Below are 25,336 nucleotides of genomic sequence, written 5' to 3'. Positions count from 1 at the left end.
CGAGCGAGGAGGGAAATTTTAATTTTATTATCGATTTTTCAGATTAGTTTAATCTGTCATATTCACTTTTTTTAATTCAGTTGTTCCATTATAGTATGCTTAGTTAATTAAGGAATGCTGGTTTTATACTGGATATTGAAAAATTGTAGGAGTTTAAAATGGTATTAGTTGGGCGTGAAGCCCCAGATTTTACTGCAGCAGCAGTACTGGGCAATGGTGAAATAGTAGAAAATTTCAACTTAAAAAAATTCATTAAAAATAAGAAAACTGTTTTGTTTTTCTACCCACTGAACTTTACTTTCGTATGTCCTTCTGAGCTGATTGCATTTGACAAGCGTCACGCAGACTTTCAAACGAAAGATGTTGAAGTAATAGGTGTTTCAATTGATTCTCAGTTCTCTCATAATGCATGGCGTAACACTGCGATTAATGCTGGTGGTATTGGTCAAATTTTTTACCCGCTCGTTGCTGATGTTAAGCATGAGATCTGTAGAGCATACGATGTTGAGCACCCAGAAGTAGGCGTCGCATTCCGTGGCTCTTTCTTGATCGATGAAGACGGTGTAGTCCGCCACCAAGTGATTAATGATTTGCCACTAGGTCGTAACATTGACGAAATGCTCCGTATGGTTGACGCACTTAGCTTTCACCAAAAAAACGGCGAAGTTTGCCCAGCACAGTGGGAAGAAGGCAAAGCAGGTATGGACGCATCACCAAAAGGCGTAATAGCCTATTTATCTGAGCATGCTGAAGACTTGTAATCAGATTTCAAATAAACATGAATAATGCAGCGAAGTGTCTTCCCCCTAACGCATTAACGTAAAGCTCAAGGCAGCTAAAACAAAAATACTGAGGCCCAGACCACTGGGCCATTTTGTGCCTTACTATATCTTTTTACATAAAAAATCCATCCGTTTTGAGCTCTCCACTTTTATTAAATTTTACACTTTTCTTCGGTTTGTTTACTAAATTAGGGAACTACATTATCCATTTATGTTCTAAACAGGCAGGTTCATTTAAATATTCAAGTCTATGGATAAATTTAACTATAAAAGAATCGACTTGAAGGAATATAAGTAAGCTTTAATTAATCATGGTTGACTAATACTCTAGATTGATGAATAAGCTATTCAGCTATGGAATTAAACTAAGCCAAGTAAAGCTGAGAAACTTCTGTTGTGTATCAGTTTGCTCATTATGACGGTTCTCATGGTGAAGCAGGCTTTCTTTCCTAATTAGAGCTCAGATGATAAATTTCAACCTAATTCGCTAGTAGGCAATCGCTTTCGTGCTAGGGAGACCTAGTTTTGTCAGCTTATTTAACGCTTTTATCATGGTGTAGGTTCCGTTAACCTGAGTTGTATGATCTCTTAGATTCAATGTCCATTTAAAAAATTTTTAATTAGGACCATTGCTGTTTCTGCTAGGTAATGTTTATGGTAACCGGCTGTGTTTTTTCAGTAAAGGAACTAAATTTTAAATAAAACTCTAACCAGTTAGGCTCATGTAAGCATTCAGATTTATGAATGATCCTCGCTACAAAAGAACTAACTGGAAGGAGGGTAATCATGAGAGATCTCATTTATTTAGTGACTTAGCTACTGTGATGGTCCTCATGGTTAAATGTGTATTTTTAATGCCACTGAGAGGTCTGCAAGGACTCATTAATTCTGTTTTCATTCCTTTGTTATGTCCTCGCTATTTATGCATTAGCAAGCGAGCCAAAATGGTTGATGCCGCGTTCAAAACGAAGACTGAGAGAACCATCAGGGACTTATCCCTTGATTCTACAGAGCTTAACGTCTACGGTGAAGGCGAATGGAAAGTAAAAACATAACACTGATGGGAAACGGCGAGTCAGGTGTAAGTTACATTTAGCGATAGATATAAATACGCAGGAAATAATTGCTGCTTAGTTAAGTGCATTAAATGTGATGGACTGTGCAGTGCTACCTAACTTACTCAAACAAATTTGCTAAAAATCAATACAATATCAGCCTATAGTGTTTACGAATTAACAATATTACGAAATCGTTTGTATTAAAAAAGCGGTTTCACTTATCCAACCAAGGAAAGGAGCAACTTTTTTTAAAACGGGATTACTCGCGTAACTTAGCGGTCAGTTATTAGCAGTCATATGGCCCAAATTAACATTGAAAATCTAGAATCTTAATTATATGGGTATGTCAATGATTCATGAATTTATTTGGCGGAACTGAGTCACTAAACATTTTTGCGCTTGTAACGCTTGATAAAGTGCTTTAGCTTCATTCACTGATTTTTTAGCGATAACAATGGTCTCTTGTGAAACATTAGATACTGATTGGATATTTATGTCCATTTCGTTAAAAATAGCGGCTTGTTCCTGCACCGCAGCAGCAATTTGATGGTTTCTATCATTGATGTCAGTCACCAACTCTTGAGAGTTACAAAGAACTTCACCCGCCAGTTCCGCACTGGATACACAGTCAACAGACAGTGCAATACCTTGCTTCATGGATTCAACAGCCTGTTTGGTTCCGTTTTGAATTTGTAAGATCACATCTTGGATCTCAGATGTTGACTCTTGAGTCCGCTGCGCGAGTGCACGTACTTCATCTGCCACCACGGCGAAACCTCTACCTTGCTCACCAGCTCGTGCTGCTTCAATCGCAGCGTTGAGCGCAAGTAAGTTAGTTTGTTCTGCAATTCCTTGGATAACATCAGACACAGTGCCAATACGTTTACCGTGTTCATCAAGTTCAGCTATTACACTTGAAGCAGCGTTAAGTTGCTTAGCTAAATTCTGAATGGCCCCAACAGTTTTTTTTACTGTTTCCATTCCAGTAAGAGTTGTTTCTTGAGCTTTCGTAGCTGCATCTGATGCACCTTGCGTGTTACCAGACATATCGTTAGCAGTTGCAGACATTTCATTAATTGCAGCAGCAATTTGATCTGTTTCTATATTTTGCTTATCAAGGTTATCCGCTGTTTGCTGACCATTTATTTGCGCCAAATTAGCTGCCGAAAGGACTTGATCTCCACCATCCATGATTCTGCCAACTACAGCATTTAGCTCCGTTTCACGCATTTGCAATGCTAGTTCAATTTCGGAAATATCATCTATAGTACCATTATAAATATATTCCATTAATGGGTTATCATACGCGTTTCGCGCAAGCTTAGTGATATTTTCTAATCTACGAGTTAATCGATGAATCACCACAATAGATACAAGCAACTGAACGCCAATTGATGCGGCAAAACCTGCGAAAAAACCTACGCCGCTAGCAAGAATAGCACCAGCTACAAACCACATTGCTGCGCGTTGCCATATACGACTCCTTGGCATTTTAAGTGCTAGCGGTATCTTTCCCACTAGTAATAATTGATACAATTTATCAGCTCTGTCAATTATTTTTTGATTTGGTACCATACGAACAGACTGATACTCAACGATCTGACCGTTTGATTTAATTGGAGATGCAAAAGCATTTACCCAGTAATAATCGCCATTTTTAGCACGATTTTTAACCATGCCCATCCATGATTTACCGTTTTTTATATACTTCCACATATTTTCGAATGCTGCAGGTGGCATTGACGGATGTCGAACTATGTTATGAGGCTGACCAATAAGTTCATCGCGGGTATATCCAGCAATTTCACAGAATTCATCACTAACATACTTAATGATCCCGCGAGTATCAGTCGTGGATAGTAAATTGTAATCGACAGGGAATCTGATTCCCTTATCCGTTACAGGATTATTGATTTGCATACGACATTACCCTCTATTAATTGAAATAGATTTCTAATAATTAATATTAGACGAATAATTTAAAAGATATTAATAAGGTTCTTTTAAATTAACCATTTAGATCGATATAGTTTAAATTATCAATGAATTTCAGTAAGTTATATTATAAATAATTTTTTTGAAGTGAAATGACACATTAATACATAAAGGTCATCCATGTGGCCAATTGCCTCGAATAAAACAGATACTCTCAAGAGATGATTGATTATCAGATCATGTATTTAAAAAGTTTATTATAAATATCAGATCTGTTTCCTATTTAGCATTGAGTCTTCTGACTTAGGAAACAAAGCCCCTCTAAATCATAATCAACTGATTGAGCATAATTGATTTGTATATAGAATGCAGGATTTTTGGCGTCCAGAATAAATAATAAGTTTCAAGTGCTTAAGCCTTCATCTTCAAGTTGATTGAGTATAAACCGTATAATTGTGGCTACTATTCATGGTGTGTGGATTTAATTGATTGAGAATAAACATGAATGTATTAGTGACAGGTGGCTTAGGATACATTGGGAGTCACACGTGTGTACAGCTGATTGAAGCAGGTATGAATCCCATTCTTATCGATAACTTACATAATAGTAAGTTGGCGGTTTTAGAGCGTATTGAGAAACTAGTAGGTACTTGCCCAATATTTCACCAAGGTGATATTCGCAATAAAGTCTTTCTTTTCTCCGTATTTGCAAGAGAAAAGATTGATACTGTCATTCATTTTGCTGGTCTTAAGGCCGTGGGTGAGTCTGTTGAGAAACCACTGGAGTACTACGATAATAACGTTAATGGTACGTTAGTACTGATGGATACAATGCGCAATGCAGGCATAACATCCATTATCATCAGTTCGTCTGCAACCGTTTATGGTGATTCTGCATCAGTGCCGATTCGTGAAGACTTTCCTACTTTTGCGACGAATCCTTATGGACGAAGTAAATTGATGGTGGAAGAGTGCTTAACAGATTTTCAGAAAGCGAATCCCGGCTGGAGTATTACGCTATTGCGTTATTTCAATCCAGTCGGCTCGCACAAATCAGGTGAAATAGGCGAAGATCCGCAAGGCGTGCCGAATAATTTGATGCCGTATATCTCTCAGGTTGCGGTAGGACGCCGAAAGTATTTGTCTGTGTTTGGCGATGATTATCCAACCCCAGATGGTAGTGGTATTCGCGATTATATCCATGTTGTTGATTTGGCGAATGGTCATCTTGCTGCACTCCGTAAAGTCAGTACAATGTCGGGACTTCATATTTATAATTTGGGAACTGGTGATGGTACGAGTGTGTTTGAAATGGTCGCAGCATTTAGCAAAGCAAGCGGTAAAGAAATTGCATATAAGGTGGCTCTTCGTCGTTTAGGTGATATTGCTGAATGTTGGGCTGATCCGACTAAGGCTTACGTTGAACTAGGTTGGGAAGCAACTCATTCGTTAGATGATATGGTTATGGATACGTGGCGTTGGCAGTCAAATAACCCAAGTGGGTATCCTGGTAATTGATTTCGGGCTTTGGCTGTCATATGTAAGCACCGTAGGTCTTGTTCTCTAAAGCAGGGGACTCAGTTATTAAGCTATGCACTAAACAGCTAGGTTCGTTTAAATATTTAAGTCTATGGACTAGTTGTGCTACAAAACAACTAACTGGAAACAGTGTGATTAAGATTTAAGCAATGGCGGGTCACTAACATTTTGGATGAACGAAGAAGCCATTTAGCTATGGAATCAAACTAAGCAGGGGAATTAAGGAAAATTTCGTTTATTTAGCGACTTAATTATTACGAGGGCTTTCATGGTAAATACGTATTTTAAATGCCTTGAGAGGCATGGCAGGGTTCATTAATTTTATTTTTTAACTTATTCAACTACTATTCTCATGCCCTTACTATTCATGCATTAGTAAGCGAGCCAAAACAGTTAATGTTGCGTTTAAGACGAAAACTAAAACTAAAAGATTCAACCAGTTCTTAACCAAAGATTCTAGGAGGTTAGAAGCTTACGGTGAGGTGTTATCTAATTCGCTCAAACAGACTTGTAGAAGAATCAATGAAATATAAGGCAATGATGCTTACGACGCTGTTTGTATTAAACGAGCGGTTCCTTTTATTCTGCAAAGAAAAGGAGCAACTTGTCAGGAACGAGATCATTCGCGTAGTTTAGCGATGAGTTACCAGAAGTTACACGGTTGAAATCAGCATTGAAAAATGAAGTTTGATTGCCATAAACCTTCTCTATCAGAGGCGCAATGTTTTGAGTCAAAAAACTACTCGAAGGGACATTGAGCCTAAGGGATCACATAACTCAGATTGGCGAAGCCTACGCTATGATAAAAATGTTAAATAAATTGACGGGACTAGGTATGCCTAAAACAAAAGAGAGCGTCTAATAGTTAATTCTGTTGGGATTGATTACCTGAACTCGAATTAAGAAAAAAAGCCATGTGTATACGTCAGTGACGTATACTATTTTATCCTTGTGAAGAAGCGTGGGTATTACTTATTTCTTGGCACATAGTGCTCATTTTGTTTCAAATTCATTAAGTGCTTGTTACGCAGAAACTAGCCGTTTGCTGGGTAAATTAGTGTTTTAATGTTAATTCATAAAAATGCAAGGTTAAATTTCTTTGACTCTAGATACTGTGGGGGCTAGAATTTATGTTTGACACAAAAGATGAGATTTTTATTAATAGTTGATGCATTCAAGAGTGTATAAAAATATTTTAATAAAGATGGTAGTGTAATAAATCAGAGCTTTGAAAGGTAATTGAATGTGCCATTGTTGGTATAGATATTATACTTTCTTTTAACGTTGAAACGTAACTGCTATTATTGATATTAGTATTGCATGCAAAAGTTTATTCGTATTATGGTGACACAGAGTTTCGTTATAGGCTTGCCTTTAATGAAGATTAGGTTGGTACTGTACCCGACGTTGATGAGCCTACGTAGTTGATGAAAATAGTGATATTAATTTTTTTTTAGCGTATTGAAGACGAATTAATGGTGACTATGTGCGAAGAGGTTGATTACGAAGTTGATTTTAATAATATATTAGTGGATAAGTACGTCTCACTGATGAGCATTTGAATCTATTTGTTGTTTAAAAAATCTACAGTAAGAATAATGAGGATTAGGGTTAATGGCCGTACAAAAGAGCAAGAAAACACGTTCTATGCGTGGTATGCGTCGTTCGCATGATGCGCTCACTGCAAGTACATTGTCTGTAGATGTAATGTCTGGTGAGACTCACCTGCGTCATAATATAACTGCTGACGGTTTTTACCGTGGCCGTAAGGTAATCAATAAGTAAGGTTGAGTTTTTGACAGGTTTGACCATTGCACTTGATGCGATGGGTGGGGATTTTGGTCCTAAGGTTACAGTGCCTGCTACCGTGCAGGCATTATCGTATTTTCCTTCGCTAAAAGTTGTACTTGTCGGTAATAAACCTGATATTACTCATCAGCTTGTGTCATTAAATTATAATAATGCTTCCCGTATATCAATAGTACATGCGGAATCTTCTATTGGCAATGACATCAGTCCTTCTCAAGCACTTCGTTCGAGCAGAGGAACATCAATGCGTATTGCGTTAGAACTTGTTGCTGATGGCAGTGTTGATGCTTGTATTAGTGCTGGAAATACTGGCGCACTAATGGCACTTTCTCGTTCATTATTAAAACTTTTACCAGGAATCAATAGACCAGCATTGGTTTCTGCGCTCCCTACATTGGGATGTCATCAGAGTTGGTTGTTGGATCTTGGTGCAAATGTTTCTGTTAATGCGGATACTTTGTTTCAATTCGCGGTTATGGGGTCAGTATTAGCAGAAGCGCAGCTTGGATATAAACCTTCTGTAGGATTATTGAATATTGGTGAAGAAGCGATAAAAGGTAATGATTTAGTTAAGCGTTGTTCTGAAATGCTTCAACAGTGCTCTGTAGTCAATTACATCGGCTATGTAGAAGGGGATCAACTTTATACAGGGAAAGCCAACGTGATTGTCTGTGATGGATTTGTGGGTAATGTGAGCCTTAAAACTAGTGAAGGTGTTGCAAAATTACTTTTAGGTAGTATGAATGTACATATTGCAGCTAATCCTTTCAAAAAGCTAGCGGCTAAATGTCTGTTTGGGGACTTATTTAATATGCTAAATCATTTAAACCCTGATCAGCATAATGGTGCAAGTCTATTAGGATTGCATGGTATTGTAGTAAAAAGTCACGGACGTGCTGATGTTTCTGCTTTTCAACATGCTATCGAGGAAGCGGTACAAGAAGTTGAACGGCAACTCCCTAAAAAAATATGTGATCGTTTAGAAGCCGCACTACTCGAGAGGCAATATTAGTCTTCATGTTCAGTAAGATTCTAGGTACAGGCAGCTTTTTGCCAGCCCAAATTCGCAGTAATGCGGATCTCGCTAAAATGGTAGATACCAGTGATGAGTGGATTATCGCTCGAACTGGTATTAAAGAGCGTCGTATTGCTGCTGAAAATGAATCAGTAACAACTATGGCTTATTATGCTGCTTGTCAGGCTATTGAAATAGCTGGAATTGATAAGCAAGACATTGACCTTATCATTATTGCTACTACTAGTGGTGAGAGTGCATTTCCAGCAGCTGCATGTGATGTGCAAGCAATGCTTGGTATTTCAGGTTGTCCTGCGTTTGATATTGCAGCAGCATGTTCTGGTTTTGTTTATGCACTTAGTATTGCAGATCAGTACGTGAAAGCAGGAATGGCGTGCAATGCGCTAGTTATTGGCGCAGATCGTCTTTCTCATACTTGCGATCCTAAAGATCGTTCAACTATTATCTTATTTGGTGATGGTGCTGGTGCGGTGGTTTTGGGTGCCAGCGAAGAGCCTGGAGTGATTTCTACCCACTTGCGTGCTGATGGAAAATTCGGTGAACTTCTGAATTTAAAGCATCCTGCACGTAATAATGCTCGTTCGCAAGTAAAAGAAGATTCTTGGCTGGAAATGGCGGGGAATGATGTCTTTAAGGTTGCTGTGACGCAACTGGTAAATATTGTCTCTGAAACGTTAGATGCTAATGAAATGGATAAGTCTGAAATTGATTGGCTTGTTCCGCATCAAGCAAACTATCGTATTATTAAAGCCACTGCGAAAAAACTGTCTATATCTATGGGTCATGTGGTAATCACTTTGGATAAACACGGTAATACGTCTGCAGCTTCTGTTCCTATCGCGCTTGATGAAGCTGTTCGAGATGGACGTATTCAACGTGGCCAAACGATATTACTAGAAGCTTTTGGCGGTGGTTTCACATGGGGTTCTGCTTTAATTAAATTTTAACAAGGAAATACAATGTCAATTTTTGCTGTGATCTTTCCAGGACAAGGTTCACAAACAGTAGGTATGTTGGCAGAACTTGCAAAAAAATTTAAGGTTGTACAACGGACATTTGCTGAAGCATCTGACGTACTGGGTTATGATCTTTGGGCGCTGGTTCAAAATGGCCCAGACGCTGATTTAAACCAAACGCACCGTACACAACCTGCTTTGCTGGCAGCATCAGTAGCAATTTGGCGTGTATGGTTACAAGAAAGTGGTGCACAACCTTCAGTAATGGCTGGTCACAGTTTGGGTGAATATTCTGCGCTTGTGTGTGCAGGTGTGATTGATTTCAAAGAGGCCATTAAGCTTGTTGAGTTACGTGGCAAATTAATGCAAAAAGCTGTTCCTGCTGGTATTGGTGCAATGTCTGCGATCATTGGCTTGGATAACGAGTTTATTTCTAAAATGTGCGAATATGCAGCACAGGGGCAAGTTGTTTCCCCTGTAAACTTTAATTCGCCGGGCCAAGTTGTTATTGCAGGTAATAAAGAAGCGGTAGTGCGTGCAAACGAACTTTGTAAGGACGCAGGTGCTAAGCGTGCATTACTATTGCCTGTTTCTGTGCCGTCTCATTGCGCGTTAATGAAACCAGCAGCTGATAAGCTTGCTGTGGCATTAGACTCTATCGAATTTTCTTTGCCGTCTATTCCTGTCATTAATAATGCGGATATTGCAGTCGAAACATCTTCTGATGCAATTAAGTCAGCATTAGTACGTCAATTGTTTGGTCCAGTACGCTGGGCTGAAAGCATTGAAAAAATTGCAAGCAAGGGTGTTAAATTATTATTAGAAATGGGTCCAAGTAAAGTGTTGACTGGTCTAACAAAGCGCATTGATCGTAAACTTAACGCGGTTGTAGTAAACGATCCAGCTTCTTTGGAAGCCGCAAAATAATTTTTGGAAGCAGCGGTTAAATTTTTATGTCTGTGATCATTAAGGAACGAACTAAAATGGACCTGAACGGTAAAATTGCTCTTATCACGGGTGCAAGTCGCGGTATAGGACGTGCAATTGCTGAACTTTTGGCTGAGCGTGGGGCGACGGTTGTTGGTACAGCAACAGCGGAAAGCGGAGCAGCAGTAATCAGTGACTATTTATTGGGTGAAAACGGTAAAGGATACGTGCTAAATGTTACTTCTGCTGAGTTCATTGACACAGTACTAAAATCTATTAAAGAAGAATTTGGTGATATCGATATTTTAGTAAACAATGCAGGTACTACGCGTGATAACTTGTTGATACGTATGAAAGAGGATGACTGGCAATACATCATAGATACTAATTTAACATCTATCTTCCGTATGTCTAAAGTCGTGCTGAGTACAATGATGAAAAAACGCAATGGACGTATTATTAATGTTGGTTCTGTTGTGGGTACAATGGGTAACCCAGGGCAAGCAAATTATTCAGCGGCTAAAGCTGGAATTGTAGGCTTTACTAAATCTCTGGCACGTGAAGTCGCATCGCGCGGCATTACCGTAAATACTGTTGCTCCCGGTTTCATCGAAACTGATATGACAAGAGCGTTGGATGATGATCAGTACTCGGTAATTTTGGCTCAAGTACCTACTGGACGTTTAGGCTATCCGCGTGAAATTGCAGCAACTGTAGCTTTTTTAGCCTCTGATGATGCAGCGTATATTACAGGTGAAACACTGCATGTCAATGGCGGCATGTATATGATTTGAACATCATAGTTGCAACATGAAATAATACAGGTCAAACTCCGACTTACTTATACAGTAAATCGTGGTTTGATTATCATTAAGGGTATTGCAACTTCTACGTTATTGAATAAACTACTGCACATATTGCATCTGTGAATCTTGTAAGGAATCGTATTAACATGAGCAACATTGAAAAACGAGTAAAAAAAATAATCATCGAGCAACTAGGTGTAAACGAAGCTGAAGTTAAGAATGAAGCATCTTTTGTTGATGACCTTGGCGCTGACTCACTAGACACAGTTGAGTTAGTCATGGCTTTGGAAGAAGAGTTCGACACCGAGATTCCAGACGAAGAAGCAGAGAAGATTACTACCGTTCAAGCCGCTATTGACTATGTTGTTGGTGCGTCTGAGTAATCATGAAAAATTTTTCCAGGCGGTCGATTTGGCCGCCTGAGTTATTTTTAGTGCCCTGAAATATTTAAGACTTGATTTTTTTAGGAGAATCTCATTATGTCTAAACGTCGTGTTGTTACAGACATGTGGATGTTATCACCAGACTGTTGTATTTTCTTGGAAAGTGCTGTTATCTGGCCAGAGAGGTATTCAAACTATTAATTATTGCGATACTACAGAATTCGTGATAAGGATTGTGGGTTTAGTAAATAATTTTAACGGTGAAGATTAAATTTTTAAAAAGGACGCTCATAAAATGGTTTTTTTTATTTAGTACGGGATCGCAGCAAGTGTGCAAGCATTGAAAAATTCTGGTTTGGGAATCATAGAAGAACATGCTGAGCGCATAGGTATTGCTATTGATTCGAGCATCGGTTGTCTTGGTTTGATTGAAATAAATCACTGTACGTATGTTAAAAAAGTCCATAAAAATCAGTCCATTGTTGTATCGTCAATCATTGTTAACATGATCGTCGGTTATATTTCGATCTATTACGGCCCTCTTGTGCTAAATATTGCTATTTCAACTGCGTGTATCATTGGCTTGCATAATATTGGCCATGCAATACGTATGATTGCATGTGGTGACATAGATGCAGGTTACTGGTGATATTAAAAGGCTTTGTTCCCTAATTTGAGTTCAGATAGCAAATCTCCACATCATTAACCATTAAACAATTGCTTTTATTTTAGGCATACTTAGCCCAGTTAGTTTATTTAACGCTTTGATCATGACATAAATTTTGCTAACTTGATTTCAAATTAGGAAATAAAGTTCAAGTTTGAAAATAGAATTGATGAATCTTTGCAGACCTCTTAAGCGCATTGAAAATATGCATTTAACCATGAGGGCTGTCGTAATGGCTCAGTCGTTAAATAAATGATGTCTCCTATGATTACCTGGCTTAGTTTGATTCCATAGCTGAATAGGTTCTTTATCAATCCAGAATATTAGTTAGCAACGATTAGTTAAAGCTTGATTATACTGCTTCTAGTGAGTTGAATTGTAGCGAAGATTGTTCATGGATCTGAATATTTAAGTAAGCCTAATTATTTTGAGTATTGAGTGAAAATTTAGTTCTCTTATTCAGGAAATAACAAGGACTGGTAGGGACATTGATTTTAAGGGATCATACAACTCATATTAGTGAAACCGCCGCCATGATAAAAGCGTAAAATAAGCGGATAAAACTAGGTATGCCTAATACGAAAGCGATTGTCTAATAGCGAATCATGTTAATATTTTTTCTCGACACTTGAATTAGGAAACAATGCAGCATTGAAAATAGCATTGACTGAACTTGGTATTGGGGGGGTTTACTACTGTAAAAGCGCTCTCTACGCGTAATGACAGTCCATAAAGAGCTTCTCAGCCTTGGGATAAAGCCTGTGATGGTTTTGTCATCAACGCACTTGTGGTGCATGGGCAATGAAAGCTGCTATTCACGATGCGGGTATCATATTAGAATAAATCGAATATATTGATGCTCATGGTATGTTTACACTAGTGGTGACCTTATGGAAACGAAAAGTATCTGTTTGATGATAGATGCTGCTGCTGATAAGACGATGGTTTCGTCTACCAAGTCAATGATAGGACATCTTTCAGGTGCAGTTGGTTCTGCTGAATGTATTATTATGCCATTGGTTGATGAGACTGTTGCATCACCATTTATTTAAATAATTTTGAGTATGGTTGTGATTGGTATCGGGTGCTTCATGATATGTGTCAAATGAATATGGAGTATGCACTATATAAATTTTTTGATTGGTGAAATAAAGAGTCTTTTAAGTTTTTAAAATTTGGGTTTTTGTTAGATTAAGGTAGTGGAATACCCTGTATGAGATCATTTTTTATTTGTACCATCAGGAATATGTAATGATTTTGCTAAACGGGCAAGAGACTACAGCTATTGCGATTTCAGATCGTGGTCTGCAGTATGGTGACGGATGTTTTACCACCGTTTTGGTACAGCATGGTATAGTATCTGCGTGGGATCGTCATGAGGCTCGTTTACGTGATAATACTGCTCAGTTGTTTATAGTTTTGATTGATTGGAAGCAGTTGAAACGTTGGGTTCAACAAATGGCGGATACGGTAAAAAATAAAGAAAAAACAATTTTAAAAGTTATTATTACCCGTGGGACAGGTGATCGAAGCTATAGCCCAGCAGGCTGCCATTCGCCTAATGTAGTGGTATTCACGCATGACTATCCAGTTCAGTATGATGTTTGGCGTGATGAAGGTATTGCACTTATACTGTTAACTCAAAAAATGGGAATATCCCCTTTTGCGGGACTAAAGCACCTAAACCGTTTGGAACAAGTGATGCTGAAGCATGAAGTAGATGCATCTAACGCAGAAGATGGCATTGCCTGCGATATGAATGGATACATGATAGAGACTTCAGCCTCTAATTTATTTTGGCGAAAGCAAAATACATTGTATACACCAAATTTGCAGTATGCTGGCGTGAAAGGCACGATGCGTGCTCAAGTAATGGAAATCGCCCATGATTTTGGGTATAGCGTAGTAGAAATAACGTCTGCCTCTGATGTGCTTTGGGATGCCGATGAAATATTTATAACAAATGCAATAATGGGTCTTATACCCGTTAATAGGATTGAGAACACACCATACAGCGCTTTTGATGCATGTACAGCAATAGCATTAAGGTTAAATTAGTGATTAAAAAAAATAACTTTTTAGTTATTAGTCTTGCATTAACTGCATTAGCTGCATTAGCTGCTTTAGGTAGTGCATATTTGGAAATTGAACGCTATGTCTACGCACCAATAAAGATTAAAAAAAAATTTTTTTTACAGTCCCTTATGGCGCAAACTACCATTCTTTAACTCAGGATCTCGTTGAACAAAATATTATAAATCCGTCTCGGTGGGTGCGTTGGGCTGCAAAAACACACCCTGAATTGACTCAAATAAAAGCAGGCACTTATCAGTTAACCCCTCATATATCACTGGCTGATGCTTTTAACATTTTCAGCGTGGGTAAAGAGCATCAATTCGCTATTACTTTTGTTGAAGGAAGTACCTTTAAAGAGTGGCGAGCAATTATAAACCAATTTCAATTTTTAAAACATGATTCGAGTTTACTTAGTGAAAAGGAAATCGCAACAAAACTGGATTTGTCTTCAAATAAAGTAGAAGGAATGTTACTACCTGAAACGTATTATTTTGTGGCGGGTGAAAGTGATATGTCGATTTTTCGGCGCGCATCCAATCAGCTGCAAGTGGTGCTAGATTCCGCGTGGAAAGCTCGCGAAGCTAACCTTCCTATAAAGTCGCCTTATGATTTGTTAACGCTCGCATCCATCATCGAAAAAGAAACAGCAGTTGATATTGAACGCGGAAAAGTGGCGTCTGTTTTTGTAAACCGCTTAAAAAAGCGTATGCGTTTGCAAACAGACCCAACTGTTATTTATGGGATGGGTGATAAATACAAAGGTAATATTAGGGAGGAAGATTTACGTACGCCAACACCGTACAATACGTATGTGATTTCGGGATTGCCGCCAACGCCGATTGCTATGCCGGGGAGTGCTTCCATTTTTGCAGCAGCGAACCCTGACCAAACAACGTATTTTTATTTTGTTGCGAGCGGTTATGGTGGACATCAGTTTTCAAAAACACTCGCTGAACATAATTATGCAGTTCGACAATATTTAAAAAAATCAAGAAGCCCATGAACGGAAAATTTATTGTAGTTGAAGGTCTTGAGGGCGCAGGTAAAACCAGCGCCATCCAAAAGGTAATTGATACTTTAAAGGCACATGGTATTGATGATATTGAAACTACACGTGAGCCTGGGGGTACACCTCTGGCTGAACAAATACGGACATTGGTAAAAAACGGTCATCCTAATGAACCATTAACTGACATTGCAGAATTATTGTTACTTTACGCTGCGCGTATTCAGTTAGTTGAAAATGTAATAAAACCTGCATTGAGTCGCGGTGCAGTAGTGGTAGGTGATCGTCATGACATGTCTTCTCAAGCTTATCAAGGTGGTGGTCGTGGTTTTGGCAAAATGCTCATGCAGAACTTGCGTGACATAGTGCTTGGGGATTTTCGTCCTAGCTTTACGCTTTACATGGATATTGATCCGACGCTTGGTCTTTCTCGTGCTCGTGCTCGCAATGAGTTAGATCGTATTGAACAAATGAAACTAGATTTCTTCTGCCGAACACGTAAATACTATTTAGAGCTTGCAGCGGTAGAAGAAAATATTGTGATTATTGATGCATCTCAGTCCATTGGGAAAGTAGCAATTGATATCCAAGAGGCATTGGAGAGCTATCTGATTTATGAAGGCTAACATATATCCTTGGCAAACTGAGATTTGGCAGAACTGGCAGCTATTGTTGAGGCAAGAACGTTTGTGTCATGCAGTGCTGTTTACGGCACCAAAAGGTAACGGACGTTTGGCGCTTGCCGCGATGCTTGCCAAAACTCTTTTGTGTGAAAACAGTGTTACTGAGCCTTGTAGTATCTGCCATAGCTGCCAACTGTTTGAGGCCGAAACGCATCCTGATTTTCACGTTATTAAGCCAGAGACTGAAGGTAAAAAAATTAGTGTGGACGCGGTTAGAACGGTTAATAAATATGCATGGGAAACCTCTCATTTAGGCGGTCGGTGTATTATTTTAATACAAAATGCTGATAGCATGGGTGAGGCTGCGGCGAACGCCGTATTGAAAACTCTCGAAGAGCCACCATTAAATTGCTATTTTATTTTATTTACTGCTTCTATAGATCACATGTTGACAACGGTGGTTAGCCGTTGTGATAAATGGCACCTTAAATTGCCGCATGAAAGCGTGGTGAAATGTTGGGTTGAAAGTGAACTTTTTGAATCTGTTCCTTTGCAAGTAATTCGTATTAACCGAGGGGCTCCACTTGCAGCAAAAGCATTTGTTGAACGTGGTAGCTTAGCTCTGCATGAAGAGTTGATAACAGAATTTTCAGCATATGTAGCTTTGAAGCAAAACTTATTCATTGTGACTAAAAAATTAATTAAATCCGGGAGTGATGCCTTGCAATGGTTAAGCTTTTTATTGCTTGATGTGATGAAGTTACAGCTAGGTACTACTGAAGGCATAGTTCATAGTGATTCGATGATATTGGTAGAGCAAATCAGTTACTCAGTATCATTTACGCTTGTTATGCGTCAATTAACTGCCTTGAATAGGCTCAAAAATGATTTGATAAAAAATTCAGGATTGAATCATGAACTTATGCTAAGTCGTTGGTTAAGTGATTTTCAGTAACGTTTTATATTCAGTCGACTTAAACGCAGGCTTAAATATTTGAAACTTAGTATTTATTTTGTTCCCTAATTCGAGTTCAAATAATAAATTTTGATATGATTAATTATTAGATGAGTGTTGTAAAAAATATTTATTGTTATCAGCTTATTTAACGCTTTTATCATGACGTAGGTTTCACTAATTTGAGTTGCGCATCCCTTAGGCTCAATGCTCCTCTTATTAGTTTTTTGACTCGAACCATTGCTGTCGCTTCCAGGGAATGTTTATGGGAACTGACTTTATTTCCTAAGTAAAAAAACTAAATTTTTAATGAATATTTTGAATAGTTAGGCTCACTTAAATATTTAGGTCTATAAATAATCTTAATTACAAAACAACTAACTGGACGCAGTATAATTAAACTTTAATTAATTGTGGTTCACTAATATTCTGGGTTGATGCAAAAGAGGTTCAGTTATGGAATAAAACGAAGCGGGATAATCACGGAAGATCTTGCATATTTAGCGACTTAGCCATTACGACGGTCCGCATGGTTATATGCGTATTTTCAATGTTATTGAGAAGTCTGCAAAGGTTAATTAATTCGGTTTTTTTAAACTTTCTCAACTGCCATTGGTATGCCCGCATTATTCATGCCTGAGTAAGGAGTTAAAATCGTTAACGTCACGTTCAAGACGAAGAATAAAAAAAGTATTTAGCACTTAGTCATTGATTCTACGGGGTCCAAAGTTTACGGTGAGGGAGAATAAAAGGTAAAAAAGCATGATACTGATGGTAAACGTTGAGTCTGGCGTAAGTTTCATTTAGCGGTAGATATAAATACATATGAAGTCATTGTTGCTGAGTTAGGTGCATCAAGTGTGACAGACGGTAAGGTGCTACCTAGCTTACTCAAATAGACGCGCCGATAAATCGATAAGATTTTAACAGATGGGGCTTACGACACCAGACAATGTTACGAAACCGTTCGTATTAAATGAGCGGTTCCGTTCATACAACCAAAAAAAGGAGCAATTTTTTGAAAACGAGGTTATCCGCATAGTTTAGCGGTCAGTTACCAGAAATTATTTAGTTCAAATCAGTATTGAAAAAATGAAGTATGGTTACCATAAACGTTTTTTATCAGAGCAGCAATGTTTCGAGTCAAATAACTACTTGGAGGGATATTGAATGTAAGAGGTTGTAATATTCAGATTAGCGAGACTTACGTCATGATAAAAGCGTTAAATAAGCTGACCAAGCTAGGTATGCTTAAAACAAAAATAATTGTTTAATCCTTAATCATGTTGGAATTTGCTATCTAAACTCGGATTAGGAAACATAGCCTCTCGTGATATAAAATAATGGTAAATGGAGTTAATTTATGGTTCAAAATATTGACCGATTTTTTCTCGCCGTTATTATACTTATTTTAATGGGTTGCTCAAATAAGCTTGCTCCGCAAATGGAATGGCAGATTCATAAGCAAACACTATTGAACATTACTCAATTTACGGCGAAAGGAAAAATTATTTTTATCGGTCCTGAACAACGCATCTCAGCCAATTTTATTTGGGAGCAAAATCATAATGCAATATTATTACAGCTAATAAATTTTTTCGGTGTAACCTTATTAAGGCTGGAAGCAACTCCCAATTACGCAATACTGATTGATAATGAAGGCCAGCGATACGTAGGTAAAAATGCAGCTAGCTTATTAAGACAATTAACAGGGATGACTCTTCCAATAAACGAAATGACCCAATGGATTAAAGGTTTACCTACTGGGAATAATAATTTTCGGCTAAGCGCAGACAATCGTGTAGTTTTCTTGTCCACAGATGATTCATCAACTAATCAGCTAAGTTTGCAATTAGAATATCCAACATACGACTCCAATATTTGTAGCTTATTGCCTACAAAAATAAAAATAAATATAAACAATAACCATCAAAAAGTGAATTTAATTATTTCAAATTGGAAATACTAGTAATGACCAAGGATAGTTCTGTTTGGCCTTCGCCGGCCAAACTTAATCTTTTTTTATATATCACAGGACAACGTGAAAATGGGTATCATGATTTACAGACATTATTCCAATTTCTTGATTATGGTGACACATTGACTATTTCCCCTAATCAAACAGGTAAAGTCACTATATCACCAGCCATTGGTGGCGTTGCGGTGAAAAATAATTTAATATATCGTGCAGCAATGGTATTGCAAGATAAAACTGGTAGCACAAATGGCGCACATATTCACATTGACAAAATTCTTCCCATGGGAGGTGGTTTAGGTGGGGGATCTTCAAATGCTGCGACTACATTGATCGCACTGAATTACCTATGGAACACAAGACTGACTACCGATGAATTGGTTAGATTAAGTGTAACACTTGGTGCAGATGTGCCTGTTTTCGTGTTGGGGGTGACAGCCTTTGCAGAAGGGATTGGTGAACTACTCCAACCTGCTTACGCTAAAGAAAAATGGTATATAGTTGTTAAGCCTGATGTGACAATTGAAACTGCAAAAATTTTTAAGCATCCTAATTTGACACGTAACACGTCAAAACGGTCACTTAATGTATTGTTAACAAAAAAACACGAAAACGATTGTGAAAAGATAGTGAGAGAGTTGTTCCCAGAGGTTGATAAGGCTATTTTATGGCTGCTAGAATATGCGCCATCAAGATTAACCGGAACTGGCGCTTGCATTTTTGCGGAATTTCAATATGAAGCAGTGGCTCATTCAATATTAGATAAATTGCCCGATTGGCTTTCTGGATTTGTTGCTCGCGGTGTGAATACATCACCGCTTGTAATTACGTTGAATAAACAACTCCAGTGAGACTGACAAAAATCAATGGATATAATTCCGAGGTTCTTCACTGTGCCTGATATGAAGCTGTTTGCTGGTAATGCGACGCCTGTACTCTCTCAACACATTGCTAATCGCTTATACATGTCACTTGGTGACGCGACAGTTAGCCGTTTTTCTGATGGGGAAGTGTGTGTACAAATTAATGAAAACGTGCGAGGTAGTGATGTATTCGTTATTCAGTCTACGTGCGCGCCAACCAATGATAACTTAATGGAATTGGTTGTGATGATCGATGCACTGCGTCGAGCATCTGCTGGTAGAATCACTGCTGTTATTCCTTATTTTGGCTATGCTCGTCAGGATCGTCGTGTTCGTTCAGCACGTGTGCCAATTACTGCAAAAGTTATCGCAGACTTCCTATCTAACGTTGGTGTTGACCGTATTTTGACTCTTGACTTGCATGCTGAGCAAATTCAAGGCTTTTTTGATGTACCCGTAGATAATATTTTTGGCACCCCTGTCTTGTTGGAAGATATGTTGGCAAAGAAATTAGAAGATCCAGTTGTTGTTTCTCCAGATATCGGTGGTGTTGTACGTGCTCGTGCAACAGCTAAATTGCTGGATGACACGGATATAGCGATTATCGACAAGCGTCGTCCACGCGCAAATATTTCTCAAGTTATGCATTTAATCGGTGATGTTGAAGGTCGTGATTGCATTATCGTAGATGACATGATTGATACTGGTGGCACCCTGTGCAGAGCAGCTGAAGCACTGAAGAACCACGGTGCTAAGCGTGTATTTGCTTACGCAACACACGCCGTATTTTCAGGTAACGCTGCACAAAATATTAAAAACTCAGTAATTGATGAAGTTATAGTCACTGACTCAATTCCACTCACAGCTGGAATGCGAGCAACAGATCGTGTTTCTCAGTTGACTTTGTCTGGTATGCTGGCTGAAGCAATTCGTCGCATTAGTAATGAAGAGTCAATCTCTGCCATGTTTGACTAACCGAGTATTTTCGAGTAAAAACAGTTGGCATTTATGGTGAATGTTAAATTTTTATGTTAATAAGGAGTGATGGTACTATATGTTATCTTGTGAATTTGTAGTTTTGTTTGAGCCAATACTCAAAGTGTTTAACTCATTACATTAATAACAATGAGAACCTCATCGTGAGCAATCAAATTCATCTTTTAGTTGGATTGGCTAATTTAGGGCCGGAATATGCTAAAACTCGTCATAATACTGGCGCTTGGGTAGTAGAAAAATTTGCACGCATTCATAATGTGTCGTTAAAAGAAGACAAAAAGCACTTCGGGTTGACTGCCAGAATTAGTGTATATGGTGAAGATTTGCGTCTATTGATTCCTGGAACATTCATGAACCTATCAGGTAAATCTGTTACTTCGTTAGCAACTTTTTTTCAAATTAAGCCAGAAAAAATTATGGTTGCTCATGATGAATTAAATTTACCATCAGGTGTTGCTAAGTTTAAAAAAGGTGGGGGTCACGGTGGTCACAATGGCCTGCGTGATATCATTAATAAAATGGGAAACAATAAAGAATTTTATCGTCTTAGGGTTGGTATTGGGCATCCAGGTCACAAAGATGAAGTTTCAAGATTTGTTTTAACCAAAGCGCCAGTAAATGAACAAAATAAAATTGAACAAGCTGTTGATGAAGCAGTCCGTTGTATAGACATATTACTTAAAAATAATTTGGTTAAGGCGCAAAATAGTTTGCATACATTTAAAGCGCAATAAGCACCATATTGTTTTTTAACGAAAGGTTACTATTTCATGGGTTTCAAATGTGGTATTATTGGTCTGCCAAACGTTGGTAAGTCAACTTTATTCAATGCTCTGACGCAAGCCGGTATTGAAGCGGCAAATTTCCCATTTTCTACCATTGAACCGAACATTGGTATAGTGCCTGTACCAGATTTTCGTTTAGATGCTCTTGCAAAAATTGTGAATCCTAAGCGTATTATGCCAACTGCTATGGAATTCGTGGACATTGCTGGCTTGGTTGCGGGCGCGTCCAAAGGTGAAGGTTTGGGGAATAAGTTTCTTGCTAACATTCGTGAAGCTGATGCGATTGGTCATGTTGTTCGCTGTTTTGAAAACAATAATATTATCCATGTCGCGGGTAAAGTTAATCCGGTAGATGATATTACAGTTATTAATACTGAACTGGCGTTAGCAGATTTAGAAACGTGTGAGCGTGCAATTTACCACCAAACGAAGAAAGCAAAAAGTGGCTATCGTGGTGTTAAAATTGAAATTGCAGTGCTAGAAAAGCTTATGTCTGTATTGGGAGATGGCAATATGCTTCGCTCAGTTGAACTGACTAAAGACGAAAAAGCTGCGATTGATTACCTGAACTTCCTAACATTGAAGCCAATCATGTATATCGCGAACGTCAATGATGACGGCTTTAAAAACAACCACTACCTAGATATTATTCATAAGATTGCAGCAGCTGAAAATGCAATGGTTGTTGCTGTTTGTGCTGAACTAGAAGCCGAGCTTGCAGAATTAGAAGCTGATGCAGCTGGTTTATTTTTTGAAGACATGGATCTTGAAGAACCAGGTCTAAATCGTGTTATCCGTTCTGGTTATGAGTTGCTAACCCTTCATACCTATTTCACCGTCGGTATAAAAGAAGTACGTGCGTGGACTGTGCCTGTGGGTACAACTGCTCCCCAAGCAGCAGGTAAAATTCATACTGACTTTGAGAAGGGCTTTATTCGTGCTGAAATTATTGGTTATAATGATTTCATCGATAATAAAGGCGAAGCAGGCGCAAAAAGTGCTGGTAAATGGCGTCTGGAAGGTAAAGATTACATTATTAAAAATGGTGATATTGTCCACTTTCGCTTTAACGTATAATGTCTTATTATGAAAATTATCTTAATAAATAGTTTAACTCAGTTTTTTATTTTAGAATCATTAACTTCAGGTATGTGATAGGATGATAGATAATCCTAAATTTATTAATTATGCTGTGATTCGTACTCAAACTAACACGTATATTGTATCAACAAGATGAGTTATGATCACTTAAGTGAGTTTAAAAACAGATGGTAAATTGCAAAAAAGTATAAATGTAAGGCAGAAAGTGATGAAGAAAAAAGATCACCCACTACGAAGATTAAGCCGCAAAAATTTTAACAATAATAAATATTATGTATGCAACTATTGAACTATTAGTTTTTTAAAAAGTTTTATATTCGATCTAATTTATTTGACTACATAATTATGTAGTTAAATATGGGGCAGGGGTGGAGAGATTCGAACTCCCAACACGCGGATTTGGAATCCGCTGCTCTGCCAGTTAGAGCTACACCCCTTTAGCTATTTTGAAGACGCAACTTTATTTGAAATAAACGACGAGACGTTGAGTTAAGATCTACGATTCCGGCGTAACAGGATCGGTATTTTAATCGACTGAATTACCACCTACCATGGTGATCAACATCTTTATTTTTGTTTAATATATATAGTTAAAGACATATATTTATAATTTCAAGTCAGCTGATCTCTTCCTTTTATATGGAAGCACTTCCCACACTACTATCAGCACCAAAATAATTTTATTATAAGTTATTACTTATTTTTTAGCCACATGAGACACTAAACTTTTCATCACAATACTGAAGTATAATACTGATACAAACATATCCGCAAGTGATTATTTTAAATTATTTCGTTATTGATGATACGGTATACTGATTTATTATCCTGTGCTATATAAGTAAGACACTACATTAATAATAACTAATGATTATAAGTACGATTCAGATCTTAGCAAAGGATTATGGTGATAAATATTATAAAAAGCATAAAAAGCATAAAAAGCATAAAAAGCATAAAAAGCATAAAAAGCATAAAAAGCATAAAAAGTATTAATTGTGTAAGTTAATAACATTTAATACAAAAACTGGAATAAGTCTTTTATTAATTTAAACGGTTTTAGTTTTTAGATCCGGAGACTAAAATATGATCCTTTGGTTTAAATAGCTAAGTTTATTTAAATACTTAGATCTATCGGTAAACATCTTTATAAGATAACATTTGGAAGCAGTATCATTAAGCTTGAATCAATAGTGGCTCACTAACATTTAAATTGATGAATATAAAGCTAAGCAGAATCATAGTAAGTGCCACCGTTTATTTAAAAACTTAGTCATTATGACGGTTCTCATGGTTAAACAGGTATTTTTAATGCAGTTAATAGGTTTGCAAAGCTTTATTCATTTTGTTTTTATGCTTACTCAATAGCTATTATTATGCTCTTACCATTGATCGCGCCTTGTGTGTATTGTATCCACTTGCAGCATTAGGGGATGTCTTCTGCCACTCGTGTCGTTAGAATATTTGATGATAATGAGTATCGAACTGATCTGAACCTAATAAATCCCATTTCCATAAAAGCACATTTATTACTGCATAATTTTTTATCATTATCTAAAATTATTGATTCAATATGGAAACATGATGCATACTATAACTATGTTTAGTATGTTTATGCTGGGAATTTTTCAGTGTGATAATAAAAATAACATTTAACTAAAATTTTTGTCAATATAATGAGCATAAATACGGGCTAGCAGAGTGGATAATTGTCTATAATAGCCATAATTTTTTGATCTGAATCACTGCATCAGCTAGAGTCATTGTGGGTTTTGAACATGACCATGAGCAACAAGATAAATGAGGAAATTATAGCTAATTTAAAATGTAATATACTTTTTACTACTATAATTAGTCAAAAATAGTGATACTTTATAATAAATTGGTTGAATACGTTTACCAATACTGAAAAAATTAAAGTTTAGTATCTTTGACATATTATTTACTTTTCAAGTAAAAATTATTTTTCAATTATTTATTGCTGGCCATAATTATTGTATTAGGCTGAAGTTTGGGCATAAGGAACTTTTATTTCCTAATTCGAGTTCACAGAATAAATTTCAAAATGATTAACGATTAAACAATTGTTTTTATTTTAGGCTTAACTAGGTTAGCTTATTTAACGCTTTTATCATGGCGTTGATTTCTGTAATATGCGCATTGTGATTTCTGAAGTTTGATGCCTATCTAAGGAGTTTTAGACTTAAAAATATTGCTATCTCTAATAGGGAACGTTTATAGTAACTATATCTCGTTTTCCAATGTTGATTTGAACCGTAGAATTTTTGGTAATGAGCCGTTAAATTATGCGGATGTCTTTGTTCCCAACAAGTTGATTTTTTTTGATGGAATGAGTGAAACAGCTTGTTTAATACGAATAGTTTCGTAATATTATCTGGTGTCGTAAACACTATTGCCTGATATTTTGTTGATTCTCCGGTGTGTTTGCTTGAGCAAATTAGGTAATACTTCCCCCGTTAGTAATATTTAAAGTATTTAACGTAGCAGCAATGATTTCATGCGTGTTTATATCTACTGCTAAGTGTAATTTGTAACCAGATTCATTGTTTTTCATAAGTGTCCCATTCTTTTTTACTTGCCATTCTCCTTCACTGTAGATTTTGAGCTCTGTAGAATTAATTGCTAAGTGCTGGATGGTTCTGTGTGTCTTTGTCTTGAATATGACATTGACCATTTTGATTCACTTTCTTAATGCATGAGTAGTTAGGGCATGGTAACGGTAGTGGAGCAAGTTTGACAACAGAATTAATGAATCCTTGTAGATCTTTCAATGACATTGAAAATACATGTTTAACCATGAGGGCCATCATAATGGTTAAGTCGCTCAATACACGAGGTCTCTCATGGTTACCCTATTTAGTTTGATTTCACAATTGAATGGATTTTTCATCAATCCAGAATGTTAGTGAATCACTAGTGATTAAAATTTAGTTACCTGATTAAAAAAATAAAACCGGTTACTATAAACGTTTTTTAGCAGCGACAGCAGTGGTTCGATTCAAAAAATACTGGGAGAGACACTGGGCTAAGGGATTAC

Annotated in this window: 19 protein-coding genes, 1 tRNA gene and 6 pseudogenes; 22 read left to right on the top strand and 4 right to left on the bottom strand. The window is 37.4% G+C overall.

Going from position 1 to position 25,336, the window contains the following annotated elements:
* Nucleotides 1-158 precede the first annotated feature (158 nt).
* Together BTN50_RS08980 and BTN50_RS11630 are read left to right on the top strand one after the other, a co-directional pair.
* Nucleotides 159-761 (top strand): peroxiredoxin C, encoded by a 603-nt coding sequence (locus BTN50_RS08980; protein WP_096619954.1) that lies wholly within the window; start codon nt 159-161, stop codon nt 759-761.
* A gap of 761 nt (nt 762-1,522) precedes the next feature.
* A pseudogene (locus BTN50_RS11630) lies at nt 1,523-2,127 on the top strand (transposase); the annotation flags it as partial.
* Nucleotides 2,128-2,194: 67 nt separating this feature from the next.
* Here BTN50_RS11630 and BTN50_RS08970 read toward each other — a convergent pair.
* Nucleotides 2,195-3,760 (bottom strand): methyl-accepting chemotaxis protein, encoded by a 1,566-nt coding sequence (locus BTN50_RS08970; protein WP_096619950.1) that lies wholly within the window; start codon nt 3,758-3,760, stop codon nt 2,195-2,197.
* 516 nt (nt 3,761-4,276) lie between these two features.
* On the opposite strand from BTN50_RS08970, the gene galE reads away from it, so the two are divergent.
* The 9 genes and pseudogenes from galE (at nt 4,277) to BTN50_RS08925 (ending at nt 11,880) form a co-directional block, all read left to right on the top strand.
* Nucleotides 4,277-5,293, top strand: a complete 1,017-nt coding sequence (gene galE / locus BTN50_RS08965) for a UDP-glucose 4-epimerase GalE (RefSeq protein WP_096619948.1) — start codon at nt 4,277-4,279, stop codon at nt 5,291-5,293.
* A gap of 121 nt (nt 5,294-5,414) precedes the next feature.
* Nucleotides 5,415-6,176 (top strand): annotated as a pseudogene (locus BTN50_RS08960) (transposase).
* A 752-nt stretch (nt 6,177-6,928) separates the two neighbouring features.
* On the top strand, nt 6,929-7,099 hold the full coding sequence (gene rpmF / locus BTN50_RS08955; protein ID WP_096619946.1) for a 50S ribosomal protein L32: 171 nt from the start codon (nt 6,929-6,931) through the stop codon (nt 7,097-7,099).
* A gap of 10 nt (nt 7,100-7,109) precedes the next feature.
* The gene (gene plsX, locus BTN50_RS08950) at nt 7,110-8,135 is read left to right on the top strand and encodes a phosphate acyltransferase PlsX (protein WP_096619944.1); all 1,026 of its coding nucleotides are present in this window, start codon (nt 7,110-7,112) and stop codon (nt 8,133-8,135) included.
* A 5-nt stretch (nt 8,136-8,140) separates the two neighbouring features.
* Entirely contained in the window at nt 8,141-9,106 is a 966-nt protein-coding gene (locus tag BTN50_RS08945; protein WP_096619942.1) for a beta-ketoacyl-ACP synthase III, read from the top strand.
* A 12-nt stretch (nt 9,107-9,118) separates the two neighbouring features.
* Nucleotides 9,119-10,042, top strand: coding sequence for an ACP S-malonyltransferase (gene fabD, locus BTN50_RS08940; protein WP_096619940.1), 924 nt, complete (start codon nt 9,119-9,121; stop codon nt 10,040-10,042).
* Between the two features lie 56 nt (nt 10,043-10,098).
* Complete coding sequence (gene fabG / locus BTN50_RS08935; RefSeq protein ID WP_096619938.1) at nt 10,099-10,836, top strand: 3-oxoacyl-ACP reductase FabG; 738 nt, start codon at nt 10,099-10,101, stop codon at nt 10,834-10,836.
* Between the two features lie 158 nt (nt 10,837-10,994).
* Complete coding sequence (acpP, locus tag BTN50_RS08930; protein WP_096619936.1) at nt 10,995-11,231, top strand: acyl carrier protein; 237 nt, start codon at nt 10,995-10,997, stop codon at nt 11,229-11,231.
* A 331-nt stretch (nt 11,232-11,562) separates the two neighbouring features.
* Nucleotides 11,563-11,880 (top strand): beta-ketoacyl synthase N-terminal-like domain-containing protein, encoded by a 318-nt coding sequence (locus tag BTN50_RS08925; RefSeq protein ID WP_161493012.1) that lies wholly within the window; start codon nt 11,563-11,565, stop codon nt 11,878-11,880.
* A 168-nt stretch (nt 11,881-12,048) separates the two neighbouring features.
* Here the strand turns inward: BTN50_RS08925 and BTN50_RS11625 are convergent.
* Nucleotides 12,049-12,294, bottom strand: a pseudogene (locus tag BTN50_RS11625) (transposase); the annotation flags it as partial.
* Nucleotides 12,295-12,788: 494 nt separating this feature from the next.
* Between BTN50_RS11625 and BTN50_RS08920 the strand changes: the two are divergent.
* The 11 genes and pseudogenes from BTN50_RS08920 (at nt 12,789) to ychF (ending at nt 22,254) form a co-directional block, all read left to right on the top strand.
* Nucleotides 12,789-12,950: a hypothetical protein gene (locus BTN50_RS08920; RefSeq protein ID WP_096619932.1), complete on the top strand. Its 162-nt coding sequence runs from the start codon at nt 12,789-12,791 to the stop codon at nt 12,948-12,950.
* Nucleotides 12,951-13,149: 199 nt separating this feature from the next.
* Nucleotides 13,150-13,956, top strand: a complete 807-nt coding sequence (gene pabC / locus BTN50_RS08915; RefSeq protein WP_096619930.1) for an aminodeoxychorismate lyase — start codon at nt 13,150-13,152, stop codon at nt 13,954-13,956.
* Nucleotides 13,926-14,977: pseudogene (gene mltG, locus BTN50_RS08910) on the top strand (endolytic transglycosylase MltG). Before pabC ends, mltG begins: the two are co-directional and overlap by 31 nt.
* Nucleotides 14,974-15,606 carry a dTMP kinase gene (gene tmk, locus BTN50_RS08905; RefSeq protein WP_096619928.1) on the top strand — a complete coding sequence of 211 codons (633 nt, stop codon included), beginning with the start codon at nt 14,974-14,976 and terminating at the stop codon, nt 15,604-15,606. Before mltG ends, tmk begins: the two are co-directional and overlap by 4 nt.
* Nucleotides 15,596-16,558, top strand: coding sequence for a DNA polymerase III subunit delta' (gene holB / locus BTN50_RS08900; protein ID WP_096619926.1), 963 nt, complete (start codon nt 15,596-15,598; stop codon nt 16,556-16,558). The genes tmk and holB overlap by 11 nt, the downstream gene beginning before the upstream one ends.
* A gap of 406 nt (nt 16,559-16,964) precedes the next feature.
* Nucleotides 16,965-17,832 (top strand): annotated as a pseudogene (locus tag BTN50_RS08895) (IS5 family transposase).
* A gap of 89 nt (nt 17,833-17,921) precedes the next feature.
* A complete protein-coding gene (gene lolB / locus BTN50_RS08890) occupies nt 17,922-18,527 on the top strand; it encodes a lipoprotein insertase outer membrane protein LolB (RefSeq protein ID WP_096619924.1) in 606 nt (201 codons plus the stop codon).
* Between the two features lie 2 nt (nt 18,528-18,529).
* Nucleotides 18,530-19,384, top strand: a complete 855-nt coding sequence (ispE, locus tag BTN50_RS08885; protein ID WP_096619922.1) for a 4-(cytidine 5'-diphospho)-2-C-methyl-D-erythritol kinase — start codon at nt 18,530-18,532, stop codon at nt 19,382-19,384.
* A 42-nt stretch (nt 19,385-19,426) separates the two neighbouring features.
* The gene (locus tag BTN50_RS08880) at nt 19,427-20,371 is read left to right on the top strand and encodes a ribose-phosphate pyrophosphokinase (RefSeq protein ID WP_096619920.1); all 945 of its coding nucleotides are present in this window, start codon (nt 19,427-19,429) and stop codon (nt 20,369-20,371) included.
* A gap of 164 nt (nt 20,372-20,535) precedes the next feature.
* Nucleotides 20,536-21,126: an aminoacyl-tRNA hydrolase gene (gene pth, locus BTN50_RS08875; RefSeq protein ID WP_096619918.1), complete on the top strand. Its 591-nt coding sequence runs from the start codon at nt 20,536-20,538 to the stop codon at nt 21,124-21,126.
* A gap of 36 nt (nt 21,127-21,162) precedes the next feature.
* Nucleotides 21,163-22,254, top strand: coding sequence for a redox-regulated ATPase YchF (gene ychF, locus BTN50_RS08870; protein WP_096619916.1), 1,092 nt, complete (start codon nt 21,163-21,165; stop codon nt 22,252-22,254).
* A gap of 387 nt (nt 22,255-22,641) precedes the next feature.
* On the opposite strand, the gene BTN50_RS08865 is transcribed toward ychF, so the two are convergent.
* Together BTN50_RS08865 and BTN50_RS08860 are read right to left on the bottom strand one after the other, a co-directional pair.
* Nucleotides 22,642-22,715 (bottom strand) — tRNA-Trp (locus tag BTN50_RS08865).
* A gap of 1,668 nt (nt 22,716-24,383) precedes the next feature.
* Nucleotides 24,384-25,226: pseudogene (locus tag BTN50_RS08860) on the bottom strand (IS5 family transposase).
* Between the last annotated feature and the right edge of the window lie 110 nt (nt 25,227-25,336).

The organism is Candidatus Enterovibrio altilux, assembly GCF_002381345.1.
Lineage (GTDB): Bacteria > Pseudomonadota > Gammaproteobacteria > Enterobacterales > Vibrionaceae > Enterovibrio > Enterovibrio altilux.
Note: the sequence above shows the minus strand (reverse complement) of the source record. Positions and strands in the feature narration are given on the sequence as shown.

Bases quoted from the DNA above. Each gene is read 5' to 3' on its own strand.
- BTN50_RS08980 (WP_096619954.1), top strand. From the start codon at position 159: ATGGTATTAGTTGGGCGTGAAGCCCCAGATTTTACTGCAGCAGCAGTA.
- BTN50_RS08970 (WP_096619950.1), bottom strand. From the start codon at position 3,760: ATGCAAATCAATAATCCTGTAACGGATAAGGGAATCAGATTCCCTGTC.
- galE (WP_096619948.1), top strand. From the start codon at position 4,277: ATGAATGTATTAGTGACAGGTGGCTTAGGATACATTGGGAGTCACACG.
- rpmF (WP_096619946.1), top strand. From the start codon at position 6,929: ATGGCCGTACAAAAGAGCAAGAAAACACGTTCTATGCGTGGTATGCGT.
- BTN50_RS08945 (WP_096619942.1), top strand. From the start codon at position 8,141: ATGTTCAGTAAGATTCTAGGTACAGGCAGCTTTTTGCCAGCCCAAATT.
- fabD (WP_096619940.1), top strand. From the start codon at position 9,119: ATGTCAATTTTTGCTGTGATCTTTCCAGGACAAGGTTCACAAACAGTA.
- fabG (WP_096619938.1), top strand. From the start codon at position 10,099: ATGGACCTGAACGGTAAAATTGCTCTTATCACGGGTGCAAGTCGCGGT.
- acpP (WP_096619936.1), top strand. From the start codon at position 10,995: ATGAGCAACATTGAAAAACGAGTAAAAAAAATAATCATCGAGCAACTA.
- BTN50_RS08920 (WP_096619932.1), top strand. From the start codon at position 12,789: ATGGAAACGAAAAGTATCTGTTTGATGATAGATGCTGCTGCTGATAAG.
- pabC (WP_096619930.1), top strand. From the start codon at position 13,150: ATGATTTTGCTAAACGGGCAAGAGACTACAGCTATTGCGATTTCAGAT.
- tmk (WP_096619928.1), top strand. From the start codon at position 14,974: ATGAACGGAAAATTTATTGTAGTTGAAGGTCTTGAGGGCGCAGGTAAA.
- holB (WP_096619926.1), top strand. From the start codon at position 15,596: ATGAAGGCTAACATATATCCTTGGCAAACTGAGATTTGGCAGAACTGG.
- lolB (WP_096619924.1), top strand. From the start codon at position 17,922: ATGGTTCAAAATATTGACCGATTTTTTCTCGCCGTTATTATACTTATT.
- ispE (WP_096619922.1), top strand. From the start codon at position 18,530: ATGACCAAGGATAGTTCTGTTTGGCCTTCGCCGGCCAAACTTAATCTT.
- ychF (WP_096619916.1), top strand. From the start codon at position 21,163: ATGGGTTTCAAATGTGGTATTATTGGTCTGCCAAACGTTGGTAAGTCA.